At 60.8% G+C, this 12,740-nt stretch carries 14 protein-coding genes; 10 read left to right on the forward strand and 4 right to left on the reverse strand.

Annotation, left to right across the window (positions count from 1 at the left end):
* Window positions 1-24: 24 nt before the first annotated feature.
* From aroC to nusB, 7 genes are all read left to right on the forward strand, one after another.
* A complete protein-coding gene (aroC, locus tag QWU44_RS02380; protein WP_370914093.1) occupies window positions 25-1,236 on the forward strand; it encodes a chorismate synthase in 1,212 nt (403 codons plus the stop codon).
* Window positions 1,236-1,745: a shikimate kinase gene (locus tag QWU44_RS02385; RefSeq protein WP_370914094.1), complete on the forward strand. Its 510-nt coding sequence runs from the start codon at window positions 1,236-1,238 to the stop codon at window positions 1,743-1,745. The genes aroC and QWU44_RS02385 overlap by 1 nt, the downstream gene beginning before the upstream one ends.
* Before the next feature lie 64 nt (window positions 1,746-1,809).
* Window positions 1,810-2,904 carry a 3-dehydroquinate synthase gene (gene aroB, locus QWU44_RS02390; RefSeq protein WP_370914095.1) on the forward strand — a complete coding sequence of 365 codons (1,095 nt, stop codon included), beginning with the start codon at window positions 1,810-1,812 and terminating at the stop codon, window positions 2,902-2,904.
* A gap of 10 nt (window positions 2,905-2,914) precedes the next feature.
* A complete protein-coding gene (gene aroQ, locus QWU44_RS02395; protein WP_370914096.1) occupies window positions 2,915-3,352 on the forward strand; it encodes a type II 3-dehydroquinate dehydratase in 438 nt (145 codons plus the stop codon).
* A gap of 252 nt (window positions 3,353-3,604) precedes the next feature.
* Window positions 3,605-4,711 carry a M24 family metallopeptidase gene (locus tag QWU44_RS02400; RefSeq protein ID WP_370914097.1) on the forward strand — a complete coding sequence of 369 codons (1,107 nt, stop codon included), beginning with the start codon at window positions 3,605-3,607 and terminating at the stop codon, window positions 4,709-4,711.
* Window positions 4,712-4,793: 82 nt separating this feature from the next.
* The gene (efp, locus tag QWU44_RS02405) at window positions 4,794-5,357 is read left to right on the forward strand and encodes an elongation factor P (protein ID WP_370914098.1); all 564 of its coding nucleotides are present in this window, start codon (window positions 4,794-4,796) and stop codon (window positions 5,355-5,357) included.
* Between the two features lie 20 nt (window positions 5,358-5,377).
* Window positions 5,378-5,995 (forward strand): transcription antitermination factor NusB, encoded by a 618-nt coding sequence (gene nusB, locus QWU44_RS02410; protein WP_370914099.1) that lies wholly within the window; start codon window positions 5,378-5,380, stop codon window positions 5,993-5,995.
* A 182-nt stretch (window positions 5,996-6,177) separates the two neighbouring features.
* Here nusB and QWU44_RS02415 read toward each other — a convergent pair whose 3' ends face one another.
* The 4 genes from QWU44_RS02415 to QWU44_RS02430 all read right to left on the reverse strand — a co-directional run bounded on the left by QWU44_RS02415 (window position 6,178) and on the right by QWU44_RS02430 (window position 9,596).
* Complete coding sequence (locus QWU44_RS02415) at window positions 6,178-7,071, reverse strand: hypothetical protein (protein ID WP_370914100.1); 894 nt, start codon at window positions 7,069-7,071, stop codon at window positions 6,178-6,180.
* Between the two features lie 55 nt (window positions 7,072-7,126).
* Window positions 7,127-7,627 (reverse strand): YbjN domain-containing protein, encoded by a 501-nt coding sequence (locus tag QWU44_RS02420; protein WP_370914101.1) that lies wholly within the window; start codon window positions 7,625-7,627, stop codon window positions 7,127-7,129.
* Window positions 7,617-8,138 carry a YbjN domain-containing protein gene (locus QWU44_RS02425; protein WP_370914102.1) on the reverse strand — a complete coding sequence of 174 codons (522 nt, stop codon included), beginning with the start codon at window positions 8,136-8,138 and terminating at the stop codon, window positions 7,617-7,619. The genes QWU44_RS02420 and QWU44_RS02425 overlap by 11 nt, the downstream gene beginning before the upstream one ends.
* 63 nt (window positions 8,139-8,201) lie before the next feature.
* A complete protein-coding gene (locus QWU44_RS02430) occupies window positions 8,202-9,596 on the reverse strand; it encodes a TIGR01777 family oxidoreductase (protein ID WP_370914103.1) in 1,395 nt (464 codons plus the stop codon).
* Window positions 9,597-9,748: 152 nt separating this feature from the next.
* Here QWU44_RS02430 and pyrR point away from each other — a divergent pair, with 152 nt between their 5' ends.
* The 3 genes from pyrR to QWU44_RS02445 are packed head-to-tail and all read left to right on the forward strand — an operon-like array spanning window position 9,749 to window position 12,663.
* Window positions 9,749-10,321, forward strand: coding sequence for a bifunctional pyr operon transcriptional regulator/uracil phosphoribosyltransferase PyrR (gene pyrR, locus QWU44_RS02435; protein WP_370914104.1), 573 nt, complete (start codon window positions 9,749-9,751; stop codon window positions 10,319-10,321).
* 8 nt (window positions 10,322-10,329) lie between these two features.
* Entirely contained in the window at window positions 10,330-11,253 is a 924-nt protein-coding gene (locus QWU44_RS02440) for an aspartate carbamoyltransferase catalytic subunit (protein ID WP_370914105.1), read from the forward strand.
* 51 nt (window positions 11,254-11,304) lie between these two features.
* Window positions 11,305-12,663, forward strand: a complete 1,359-nt coding sequence (locus QWU44_RS02445; RefSeq protein ID WP_370914106.1) for a dihydroorotase — start codon at window positions 11,305-11,307, stop codon at window positions 12,661-12,663.
* Window positions 12,664-12,740: the final 77 nt, after the last annotated feature.

Consider the following 12,740-nt stretch of genomic DNA (forward strand, 5'->3'; position numbering starts at 1 on the left):
GTACCGGCATGGAACAATGAGCACATGCTTCGATGGACTACAGCAGGCGAATCTCATGGCCAGGCTCTCATAGCGATGGTTGAGCACATGCCATCGGGTGTTCCGCTGACGACCGATCAAATCTCCACCCAACTCGCGCGTCGGAGACTCGGTTACGGACGTGGTGCCCGGATGAAGTTTGAGGCCGACGAGGTGACTATGCTCACCGGGGTTCGGCACGGACGGACCATCGGTGGTCCGGTCGCCATCATGATTGGGAACACAGAATGGCCGAAATGGACGACGATCATGTCCGCAGATCCGGTGAACCTTGATGATGACGGAGTCGTTCAGGCAATGAATTCCGGACGGGGAGCCCGACTGACCCGCCCCCGCCCCGGGCACGCGGATTTCGCCGGGATGCTCAAGTATGATTTTGATGAGGCTCGCCCTGTCCTGGAACGGGCATCCGCGCGGGAGACCGCGGCACGAGTGGCGGCTGCGACACTCGCCCGTAGCTTCCTCCGTGAGGCCCTCGGCGTGGAGGTTCTCTCGCACGTTATCTCCATCGGTGCATCGACGGTGGTCGAGGATGCACCGGTCCCCGAGTTCAGTGATATCGATGCTATCGATGAATCCCCGGTAAGGGCGTTCAACGCCGTGGCTGAGGAGTCGATGATCGCGGAAATCGAGGCCGCCAAGAAATCCGGTGACACACTTGGAGGAGTCGTCGAGGTTGTCGTGCACGGGCTACCGATCGGTCTCGGGAGCCATATTTCAGGTGAAGACCGTTTGGATGCCCAGCTTGCCGCTGCAGTCATGGGTATCCAGGCCATCAAAGGAGTGGAGATCGGCGATGGTTTCGCCGAAGCACGTCGGCGCGGTACCGCCGCGCACGATGAGATGATCAGGACCCCCGATGGTGTCACCCGTACCACGAACCGGGCCGGTGGGCTCGAAGGTGGAATGACCAACGGACAGCCGTTGGTGGTCAGGGCTGCGATGAAACCGATCTCGACTGTTCCCCGAGCATTGAAGACAATCGACATGACGAGTGGTGAAGCAGCGAGCGCAATTCACCAACGTAGCGATGTCTGCGCCGTTCCAGCGGCAGGGGTCGTCGCGGAGGCCATGGTCGCCCTGGTTCTGGCGCGGGCGGTTCTCTCGAAGTTCGGAGGGGACAGCCTGAACGAGACATCCCGTAACATTGACAGCTATCTTCGTCGTGTCGCCGAGCGTCTGGAGTTCGATAACTGATGTCCAATCCCCGTGTTATTCTCGTCGGACCTCCTGGTGCCGGGAAATCCACCATCGGTCGTCGGCTGGCCAGTGCGCTGAACACCACGGTGGTTGATACCGACGAGATGATCGAAGAGGCGCAGGGTAAGCCGTGCGGAGATGTGTACGCCGCACTCGGTGAGGCTGCCTTTCGGGAACTGGAGGCACGAATCGTTGAATCCGCGCTCACACACAACGGAGTGGTCAGTCTCGGTGGCGGAGCCGTCGTACACCGTTCCACGCGGGAACTGTTGAGTCGGCACGAGGTCATCTGGCTCGATGTTTCGCCTGAAGAAGGTGTACGTCGTACGGAAGGCAGTAACCGTCCGGTCCTAGACGGTGCGGACGCCGTTGCCCGTTACACCGAACTGCTCGAGAACCGACGGGAATTCTACCGCGAGGTGGCGAGTTTCCGCGCAAGGACTGATGAACGGACGCCTCAACAGGTGGTCGCGGACGTTCTTGGCTATCTGGACTCCGAGGCATAGTCCGCCCTGGCTGCCGTCCGGAACCGTGTTACAGGACTATCCACCGAACGCGAAAGGCTTCACCGTGAGTACACCCGGTAATTTTGAATCAACGATCGCCGTCAACGGTCCTGCACCGTACACCGTCAGGATCGGACACCGCCTGGATGCGTCGATCGCCAGCTTTGTTTCGGCGTTACCCGGGGTGCGCAAGGTCGCGGTTCTCCATCAAGATGCATTGCGGGGAATCGCAGATGGCTTGGAGCGGGAGTTGGTACTCACGGGGCTGGAGGTCATCCGGCACGTGATCCCCGATGCGGAAGCCGGAAAAACACTTGATAGCGCCGGTGACTGTTGGGATGCTCTCGGCCGCGGCGGAATCGGACGTCGGGACGTGGTGATCGGGCTTGGTGGGGGAGCTGCAACAGATCTCGCCGGTTTCATCGCCGCCACATGGATGCGTGGAATCGCCGTCATTCAGGTTCCGACCACACTACTCGCGATGGTCGATGCCGCTGTAGGGGGAAAGACCGGGATCAATACCTCAACAGGTAAGAATCTGGTGGGTTGCTTCCATGAGCCTGCGGCCGTCTTCATTGATTTGGAACGCCTGTCCACCCTTCCGGAAGATGAGATAGTCGCGGGGAGCGCCGAGATCATCAAGACCGGGTTCATCGCGGATCCGGCGATCCTCGCTCTCTACGAAGCCGACCCGGGCGCGTGTCTGCTCCCGGAAGGGTATTTGCCTGAGCTGATTGCCCGATCCGTTGCGGTCAAGGCACGTGTCGTGTCCGAGGATCTGCAGGAGTCCGGACTCCGGGAGATCCTCAATTACGGCCATACTTTTGGACATGCCGTTGAACTCCGGGAGAACTTCGTCTGGCGCCACGGACGTGCTGTGGCGGTGGGCATGATGTTTGTCGCCGAGCTTTCTGCGCGGGAGGGACACATGGATGATGCCCTCGTCGAGAAGCACCGTCGGATTCTCAATTCCGTCGGACTACCGACCACGTACACCGCTGGCTGTTTTGATGAACTTTACGCGGGGATGACTCGTGACAAGAAGAACCGCGACGGGAAGATCCGTTTTGTGGCCTTGACAGGGGTTGGGCGAACAACGCGGATCGAGGGGCCGTCGATTGACTCCCTCCGTGCCGCCTACGACGCGATCATCGAATAGTATCGATGCCATGCGCACCATTGACGTGTACAACGGTCCAAACCTTGACCGACTCGGAAAACGCCAGCCGGAGATCTACGGTTCGACTACGCTCGCGGACGTCGAACAGGAACTCACGGCACTCGCGGAGAGTCTGGGCGTTTCTGTGCGCTGCCGTCAGTCGAACTGGGAGGGCCAGCTCATCGACTGGATCCATGAATCTGCAGAAGCTGGCCGCGCGGTCATAATCAACCCTGGAGGATTGACTCATACCTCTGTGGCGCTCCGCGATGCTCTCGCTGAAATTGCAGATGGGGCAGGTTTCATCGAGGTTCATATCTCAAACGTGCATGCCCGGGAGTCGTTCCGGCACCATTCCTATCTCTCACCGATTGCGCGCGGTGTCATTGCCGGTCTAGGAACTGACGGATATGGTTTTGCTCTGCGCAAATTAGCTGCCGTCGACTGACGGGGTGCTCCTTGGACCCGGTAGCTATACCGTCGTCCACCCCGGTGAACTGTGCTTTACAGGAAGTAGAGACTGCGGGAATGCCCCATCACCACCCCTCCTTACGGGATTTCCGGTACCGCCGCAAACACTGGATTGTGTCGACGGGTTACCCTGAACAAAAAGAAATTCATGGTGGCGGGTTGCGCTCGGGTAATTACCCCGACGGCCCTCCGACCGATTCCGATTCCTCCTCGAAAGTACGGTGAGCTTGTGACTTTTTTCGCTGATACTCGTTTCTCCAACCGTCGACGCGCACTCGCGGCCACACTGGCCGGACAGCGGATAGATTCGATTCTGGTGACGCACCTCACGCACGTGCGTTATCTTTCAGGTTTTTCCGGTTCGAACGGAGCACTGCTGCTCTCCAAGGATCTATCTGCCAGAATTGCCACCGATGGTCGCTACATCACACAGATCGCCGAGGAAGTGCCGGACATTGACTGCCTCGTGTCGCGTGATGTCGCAGCGGAGCTGCTCCGCGAGATCGAAGGACCGCGTCGTGTCGGTTTTGAGGCTGCACATGTTACGGTCGCACAGTTTGACAAACTGGTAGAAGCGTGTGGCGAAGATGTGAAGCTCGTCCCCGTCACCGGACTCATCGAGGATCTCCGTCTGATCAAGGACCAGCTTGAGCTGGAACGGCTCACCGCTGTCGCGGACCTGGCGTCCACAGCACTGCAGCAGGTGCTCGACTCCGGTGAACTCGCCGTGGGGCGTACCGAACGCCAGGTGGCGGCGGATCTGGAATATCGGATGCGGATGCTTGGAGCGGAGCGGGTCAGCTTCGATACCATCGTCGCCTCTGGTCCAAACTCAGCGAAACCCCACCATGGCGCGGGGGATCGGGTGATTGAATCCGGAGATCTGGTGACCATAGATTTTGGTGCGCATGACAGGGGGTTCAACTCGGACTGTACCCGAACCTTCATCATGGATCACACCACGGACTTCACCGAAGGGATCTACCGTCTGGTCCAGCGTGCGCAGGCGGCTGGTGTGGAAGCTGCGACACCGGGTACTCCTCTCCGAGAGGTTGATGCAGCCTGCCGCAGCATCATCGAAGCCGCAGGGTACGGAGACTACTTCGTGCACTCGACTGGACACGGTATCGGGCTGGATGTTCACGAACCGCCATCTGCCGCTGTGACCGGTGCCGGGGAACTTCGTGAAGGGATGACGTTGACGATTGAGCCGGGCATCTACATCCCCGGTCAGGGTGGTGTCCGGATTGAGGACACACTCATCATCACAGCCGGTGCGCCGCAGGTGATCACCCAACTACCGAAGGACCTGCAGGTGATCCATGCGGAGGCGTAATGTAAGCTGATACGCCGTACCAGCGGGAGTCCGGATTATCCGGCCCGATCCCCGCATCGTGATATCCGAGGGAGAGCAACGCGTGGCAACCACCGCCGACTTCAAGAACGGTCTTGTGCTCAAGATCGACAACAAGCTGCAGCAGATCATTGAGTTCCAGCACGTCAAGCCGGGCAAAGGTCCAGCTTTCGTGCGGACGAAGCTCAAGGACGTCGTCTCGGGCAAGGTTGTGGATAAGACCTTCAACGCCGGGGTCAAGGTCGAGACTGCGACGGTTGACCGACGTGACATGACCTACCTCTACCATGACGGTACGTCCTACGTCCTGATGGATGCGAAGACTTTCGAGCAGTTGGAGGTCGGAGAACATCTCATGGGTGACGGCGCGAAGTTCCTCCTTGAGAACATGACGGTCCAGGTTTCTTTCCATGAGGGCGAGCCGCTTTTCGTGGAGCTGCCGATCTCCGTGGAACTGAAGGTTGAGCACACTGATCCGGGGCTTCAGGGAGACCGTTCGACCGGAGGCACGAAGCCGGCAACTCTCGAGAGCGGTGCGGAGATCCAGGTCCCGCTGTTCATTGAGACCGGTAACGTGCTCAAGGTGGACACCCGGAACGGTTCCTACCTCTCACGAGTGAACAACTAGGCGTCGGGACCACTTCGGCAGTGACTGACACAGGAAAACACCCCAATTCCAGACGGCGGACATCCCATAAGAGCCGCGGCGCCCGTTTCCGGGCACGGCGGCGTGCCGTCGATATTCTTTTCGAGGCGGAGGCGCGCGACGTGGATCCGATCGCGATCGTCGAGGATCGCGTGGAACTGTCGCGGCTTCCGCATCCTGACGTGGCGCCGATCGCCGATTACACCAGGCGTATCGTGGAAGGAACCGCGTACGAGCTGGATCGTGTTGATGCGACGATCGCCAGGTATCTCGTGGAAGATTGGACCTTTGGACGTCTACCTGCCGTCGAGCGTGCGATTCTGAGGGTCGCAGTTTGGGAGATGCTCTGCAATCCCGAGGTACCGCCGATCACCGCTATCGATGAAGCTGTGCGTCTCACGGGTGATTACTCCTCTGAGACTGCGCAGGCCTACGTCAATGCGGTACTCGATTCGATCGCGGGGAATCTTGACTCACTTCGGGTGAATGAACCGGAACCTGAGGCTCCGGATTTCCTCGATCCCGATCCTGAACTCGACCATCTGGTTGGGCATGTTTACTCTGCAGTGGAAGAGACCGTTGAATCTACGGATGGCCGTGCCGATAGCGGTGATGAGTAGATTCACTGACGCGTGTTGAATCACCGTAGGGCCCCTGAACCCCAGATTAAGTGGGTTCGGGGGTCGTTTGTGTTTATCCGGAATCGTGGGCGGTAATGAGGGGTAGCCGAGTGAGCAGGATCGGGGTTATGGATGCTATCCAGATGACGAGACTTTGCATTCCATGAGAAGGCACTGACGGATCAGGGGAGTGGGCAGACCGAGGGGGCCCGGAGGCGGTCGGAAACGTGATGGAGTCCAGTCTGCATCCACCGGATTTTTCGGTCGAGTGTCTCGGAGAGAACTTCGGGGTCGAGTCGTCCCGGGCAGAAAACCAGTGCCGTTGCTTTGAGCACGACTTCCCCCTGTGAGGTGACGAAATCCATGACAGGTCCGGCCGCTGAGACCGTGAACTCGTTGCAGATGTGCAGTGTCATGGTCAGAAGATCGACGTCATCGCCCGGAAGGCCGGTCCGCCACCTGGCTTCTATCTTGTACCACGGGGAGTGATCGGCGGATTTCATCGTATATATGACCGGTCCACGGCGCGCGCTACCGTGTGTGATGCCGACGGCGATGTCATCGAGACCGGACAGCACCGCATGCAGTTCAGAGGGCGATATACCCGGAGCGGAGGCACCCGCCTCATCGTTCTGTGGAATGGCGTCGAATGCGGTCACTGCTGCTTCTTCTCCGTCGGGTAGGGAGCGTGCAGCGTATTCCATGAGCCTGCGCGTGCCATGGAGTGCGTGAAGCGTGAATGCGGACAGGATTCCCTCATCGATCCGGTCCGCGCACATTAGAGCGGCGGATGAGACGAGGACGATGTGTCCCGGTGCAATGTCGGTGTTGTAGCCTGCGGACGGTAGATCCCATCCTCGTGTATACCAGGCCTGGATCAGGTCGATGACAGGTGCGGAATTCTCCATCGAGGTCAGCTTCTTCCACATACCGGAGGCGATCAGGCTGTTTTTGTCGGACACCGTGAAGGTGAGGACCCATGCCTTGGTCTCCACGGTGATCATGCCGTCACCGTTTGTCGGGCTATGTCCGTCGGCGATAAGGGTTTTGGAAACGGTCGTGAGAATCGGATGCACGGTTATCTGGGGCCTTCGGGAAGATACTGTTCGGGGAGGGAGAATGGGTGCGTGGTCAGGCCTGTCGTGTGTTCCAGCCTTCAGTTGCACCACGGAGAGTGGCGGTGATCTCGGACAGTACTTGCTGTCCACCGAGGATTCCGTCCACCCCGGACCGGATCGCGGCGGTGAGCTGTGGTTCGGTCATTCCGGCTGCGAGGAGGGTTTCACTCTCGGTCCGGAGGATGAGCTCGTCGGTTCGGTCCACGACCACCGCTTTCACGTCGTAGCTGTACACGTTGAATTGGTTGGCTGCGAGAAACAGTGTCGGGTCGCCTGCGGAAGGGGCAGTACCGGTGGGTACATCAGCACGGATGAGGAGTACCCCTCCACCGATGATCGCGAAAGTGGCCTGGATACCGTTGAGATTCGCTCCCGCGATCGTCGTTTCATCAGACATGGTTAGTTCGACTCCGAAGTTGCGCATGACGGTGCGTACGTCATCGAAATCCACGTGCCCGACTTCTGCGGATGTTCCAGCCAATGGGTTGACGCCGGTTGAGTTCTCACTGCTCATGGTTGTGCTCCTGCCAGGTGACGAGGTCGGGGAATTGGGTGCCCAGCCAGTTGAAACAGTTGACCGTAAGTTCCAGGGTCGACATGGTGAATGCACCGATCTGGTTCCGGGTCGCGCCGTGACCGGCCAACAGGCGTCTGTGCGCATAAATGGAGAGTGCTCCGTCGGGAGTTTCGGAGAAGTGCAGTATCGGAGTGATCTGGGTCAGGTTCCACTCGTTGACCGCCGCGAGCAGTTCCGGGGCACGTTCCCGGGGTGGTGTAGCGCGCCACATGGCGTCCGCGAGGATCTTGTCGTCCCGGATGAAGAACCCGAATGCTGCGTTGGGGAAACCGGTACGGAGGACATCAGGAGATGCCTCCTCCCGGAGCCATTTGAGGCCTTCACCGTCCAGAATTTCAGCGACACGATCGAGGTCAACCGGTGTCGGGATGTTGTCTTTGTCGGTCACTGCCGTGCAGAGCTCCTCGGGTAGCTGTGAAGTGTGTTCCAGGGCGCTCAGGTGCGCCATGTGTGCTTTCCGAGATCCTACCGGGAGTCGGTACGGGGATCCCGCTGCATGCCTCGTCGGCAGTCACACCGAGGGGCTTGATCCTGTGGAACCGAGAAGCTCCTCTGCTCCGAGTTCATGGGCGAGTGCCCTGTTGATCGTCGGGTATCGGAACGTGTGGTCGAGTGCGTTCAGGATCGTGGGTGCGACCCTTTGGTTCGCCAGAGCGATCTGCTCGGCTCCTTCACTGCCCAATAGCAGTTTCGGTCCGAGGGCGGGGATCTGGAGGAATGCCGGACGATTCAGTTCGCTGGCCAGCGCTGCGGTCATCTCCACGTTGCGGACGGGGTTGCGGGCGGTGGCGTTGACGGGACCGGAGAGCGCGCGGTCAACGATCGCTCGGAAGTAGATATCGGTCAGGTCGTCGAGGGCTATCCAGCTAAACCAGATGGACCCGTCCCCGAATTTGCCGCCGAGACCGGCGGAAAAGAGCACCTTGAGTAGGGGGAGAACCCCACCGGTACCGGCCAGTGCGATACCCGTACGGACATTCACTACCCGTTTTCCGGCGTCGATGGCCGGTTGGCAGGCGCGCTCCCAGTCACGGCATACATCCGCGAGGAATCCGTCGCCGCTCTCGGATGCCTCGGTCAGGATCTCGTTTCCCCGGTCATGTCCGTAGAAACCGATCGCGGAGGAGCAGACCATGGTGCTGCAGGTGGGGGATGTGGCGACGAGTTTCGCCAGATAGTTGGTTGGGCCAGTCCGGGATTCCCGGATGGCCCTCTTGTGCCCCTCCGTGAATCGACCGAGAAGAGGTTCGCCTGCGAGGTGGACAAGGACATCCACTCCGTCGAGGAGGTGTGGGTCGGGGTCACTGGGATTCCAGTGCCTGCCGACTCCGGCATCGGCACCGCGATGCAGCCTGACGACGGTATGCCCGGCAGTGCCGAGTTGGGCGCAGAGCGCTTTACCGACGGTGCCCCCTGAACCGGTTACGGCGATGGTGAGGGGACGGGGGTCTCCGTTCGGGGCCCGGTTCTCGGGTGAGATGAAGGCGTTCATCCGGTCGAGAAACTTGAGGTCCTCGAAGAGCTGGTGCTGCCGGTAAGCGAATAGCCCCGTGAGAGCGGACCCGGGTACGCGGGTCGACACGGCATCAGTGATCACGGTTCCACCGGGGGCATCGGTGAAGGTATGGATGTGTCTCCAGTTTGCAAGGGAACGAAGGGGCGCGGAGACGCAGACATCCGTGAAACGATGTCCGCGTCGGTATCCGGACAAGTCATGCCGCGCAACCCATTTGAGACCGGCTGGGAGGCTGAAGATCGTGGTTCCGTCTGATAGCCGTGCTGCCTGCTTCAGCGGGGTCATGGGGACGAAAGGGGGAGAGAGTCTCATGACGGCACCGGCGCGTGTGTGCCAGTCCCAGACCCGCTCCCTGTCGAAGGGTACGAAGTGGCTCGTGGTCAGGCTCATGCTGGCGCTCCCGTCATCAGTTTCACCGCCGGACGGGTGGGGTCTGCGGAGGTGCGTTTCTCCATGGTTCCGGTGGTGCTAGGGTAGTGATCGTAGTTCAAGCATAGGCATCCTTTAAGGAACCGCACCGTGAGGCGGGAAAGGAGGTCACGATGAGCGGACACGATCAACCGGTTACGACGGAGCTGCTGTCAGCGGACGATGTCGGTCGGACGGTCGCGCGCATCGCGCACCAGATCATTGAGAAGACGGCCCTCGACTCTGTGGAGTCCGGCAGGGTCATTCTATTGGGCATCCCATCGGGGGGTGTGCCCCTCGCACGGCGTCTGAAACGCAAGATAGTGGAATTCTCCGGGGTCGAGGTCTCCTGCGGTTCACTCGATATCACCCTTTACCGGGATGATCTGCGTTCTCGTGGTCACCGGGCACTGCAACCCACCGATGTACCTGCCGGTGGAATTGACGGGGCGACGGTTGTTCTCGTCGATGATGTCCTTTACTCCGGGCGCACGATTCGCGCTGCACTCGATGCGCTGCGTGATCTGGGTCGTCCGGAGGTCATTCAGTTGGCGGTTCTCGTGGACCGGGGTCACCGTCAGTTGCCCATTCGGGCTGATTATGTCGGGAAGAATCTCCCGACTTCCCGTTCCGAGGACGTCGACGTCCTTCTCGAAGACATCGATGGCCGTGACGCCGTCGTGCTGACCCGCCCCGACGGGGTGTGAGGGATTCCATGAAACATCTGCTCAGTATCAAGGACCTCGACCGCGACCAGATCATCGGTCTGATGGATGAGGCCGACAGGTTCCGGGAGGCGCTTGAGGGACGTGAAGTGAAGAAGCTCCCCACGCTCCGCGGTCGGACTATCTTCACGGTCTTCTACGAGAACTCGACCCGCACCCGTTCGTCGTTCGAGACCGCCGGCAAATGGATGAGTGCGGATGTCATCAACATCTCCGCATCATCGTCCTCGGTGAAGAAGGGTGAGTCGCTGAAGGACACGGGTTTGACCCTGAAGGCTATCGGTGCAGACGCACTGATCATCCGCCATCCGTCGTCGGGCGCCCCCCAGCAGCTCGCCCAGTGGGTTGCGCCCGGTGGCGACGGCCCGAGCGTCATCAACGCCGGCGACGGTGCGCACCAGCATCCGACCCAGGCACTCCTTGACGCCGTCACCATCCGGCAGCGGCTCGGTTCTGTTGAGGGCAGGAAAGTGGTGTTGGTGGGGGACTGTCTCCACTCCCGTGTCGTCCGCTCCAATGTCGACCTGTTGTCGACCCTGGGGGCCGAGGTTGTGCTCGTTGCGCCGCCGACGCTCCTGCCTACAGGTGTGGAGAACTGGCCGGTCCGGACCGCGTGGTCGATGGACGATGAGATCGTTGACGCAGATGTCGTGATGATGCTCCGCGTCCAGCAGGAGCGCATGCTCGGTGGCTTCTTCCCGTCGCACCGCGAGTACGCGAACCGGTACGGCCTGTCGAAGGATCGGCTCGCCCGGCTGAAGAAGGGGTGCATCGTGATGCACCCCGGCCCGATGCTGCGCGGTATGGAGATCAACTACAGCGTCGCTGACGCACCGCAGACGGCGGTTCTGCAGCAGGTGTCCAATGGTGTCCATCTCCGGATGGCTGTGCTGTTCACCCTGCTCGCCGGCTGACTATCGACTCACCCACAACCCTCAAAGACTTCTCCAGGACGCGTGATTTCCATGACTGCAACCAAGACCTCTGACTGGCCCGCCACCGGTGCCCTCGCACCCGTGGAACCGGGTACTCTCCTCATCTCCGACGTCCGCCTCTACGGCGAGGGCGCGCCGGTCAACGTACTCGTGACAGATGGTGTCATCACCTCATTAGACGCTCCCGCAGACACCTCCGCCGACCGGCGTATAGACGGCGCCGGGGGTGTTCTCCTGCCCGGACTCGTCGACATGCACGTGCATCTGCGGGAACCAGGCCGCGAGGACACCGAGACGATCGTCACCGGCTCCGCTGCCGCGGCGAAGGGCGGTTTCACCGCCGTGTTCACCATGGCCAACACGAACCCGGTCATGGACCAGCCGATCATCGCCGAATCCGTCTGGTTCAAGGGCCAGGACATCGGCCTCTGTGATGTCCATCCGGTCGGCTCCATCACCAAAGGACTGTCGGGCAAGGAGATCACCGAGTTCGGCTTGATGGCCGATTCCGCGGCGAAGGTTCGGATGTTCTCCGACGATGGCATGTGTGTCTCCGACCCGCTGATCATGCGCCGGGCTCTCGAGTACGCCCGCGGCACCGATGTGCTGCTGGCCCAGCACTGCGAGGATCCGCGGTTGACCGCCGGTGCCGTGGCACACGAGGGAGAGGTCGCCGCAGAGCTGGGCCTTCGGGGCTGGCCCCGCGCCGCCGAAGAGTCCATCGTGATCCGGGATGCGCTGCTCGCCCGCGACTACGGCGGGCGCGTGCACATCTGCCACGCGTCGACCGCGGGCACGGTTGAGCTACTCACCTGGGCTCGTGAGCACGGTATCCCGCTGACCTCCGAGGTCACGCCGCATCATCTTCTGCTGACTGATGAGTGCCTCACCTCCTACGACGGGCGGTACCGGGTGAACCCGCCGCTGCGCGAGGACAGTGACACCCACGTCCTTCGACAGGCGCTCCTCGACGGAATCATCGACTGTGTGTCGACCGACCACGCCCCCCACGGGTCCGAGGAGAAATGCTGCGAGTTCGAGAACGCCCGCCCCGGCATGCTCGGCCTCGAGACCTCGCTGGCCATTATCGCCCAGCTCTTTGTCGAGACCGGTCTCGCGGACTGGCGCTGGGTGGCGAAGGTGATGAGCGAACGTCCCGCCGAGATCACCCGACTTCCCGGTCACGGTCGTCCGATCGCAGTAGGGGAACCCGCCAACCTGTGCGTCGTCGACCCGGATTGTCGGTGGACTGCCAGGGGTACCGAGATGGCGTCGAAGGCGGAGAACACCCCCTATGAGGGGCGTGAGTTTTCCACCCAGGTTCGGGCCACGGTTCTCCGGGGCCGGGTCACCTGCGAAGACGGCACATCTGCCGCACCCCGGAACTGAACGGGTCCGCCCCACGACAAGATTGCATATAATACAACACAATGAATAAAACCGATTCTCATCCCAGACCCCCGAAA

This window comes from Corynebacterium sp. CCM 9203 (assembly GCF_041357675.1).
Taxonomy (GTDB): Bacteria; Actinomycetota; Actinomycetes; order Mycobacteriales; family Mycobacteriaceae; genus Corynebacterium.

Excerpts from the sequence above, each read along its gene's own strand:
- QWU44_RS02430 (WP_370914103.1), bottom strand. The coding sequence starts at position 9,596 with ATGAGCCTGACCACGAGCCACTTCGTACCCTTCGACAGGGAGCGGGTC.
- aroQ (WP_370914096.1), top strand. The coding sequence starts at position 2,915 with ATGCGCACCATTGACGTGTACAACGGTCCAAACCTTGACCGACTCGGA.
- QWU44_RS02420 (WP_370914101.1), bottom strand. The coding sequence starts at position 7,627 with ATGAGCAGTGAGAACTCAACCGGCGTCAACCCATTGGCTGGAACATCC.
- aroC (WP_370914093.1), top strand. The coding sequence starts at position 25 with ATGCTTCGATGGACTACAGCAGGCGAATCTCATGGCCAGGCTCTCATA.
- QWU44_RS02440 (WP_370914105.1), top strand. The coding sequence starts at position 10,330 with ATGAAACATCTGCTCAGTATCAAGGACCTCGACCGCGACCAGATCATC.
- pyrR (WP_370914104.1), top strand. The coding sequence starts at position 9,749 with ATGAGCGGACACGATCAACCGGTTACGACGGAGCTGCTGTCAGCGGAC.
- QWU44_RS02385 (WP_370914094.1), top strand. The coding sequence starts at position 1,236 with ATGTCCAATCCCCGTGTTATTCTCGTCGGACCTCCTGGTGCCGGGAAA.
- QWU44_RS02445 (WP_370914106.1), top strand. The coding sequence starts at position 11,305 with ATGACTGCAACCAAGACCTCTGACTGGCCCGCCACCGGTGCCCTCGCA.
- QWU44_RS02425 (WP_370914102.1), bottom strand. The coding sequence starts at position 8,138 with ATGGCGCACCTGAGCGCCCTGGAACACACTTCACAGCTACCCGAGGAG.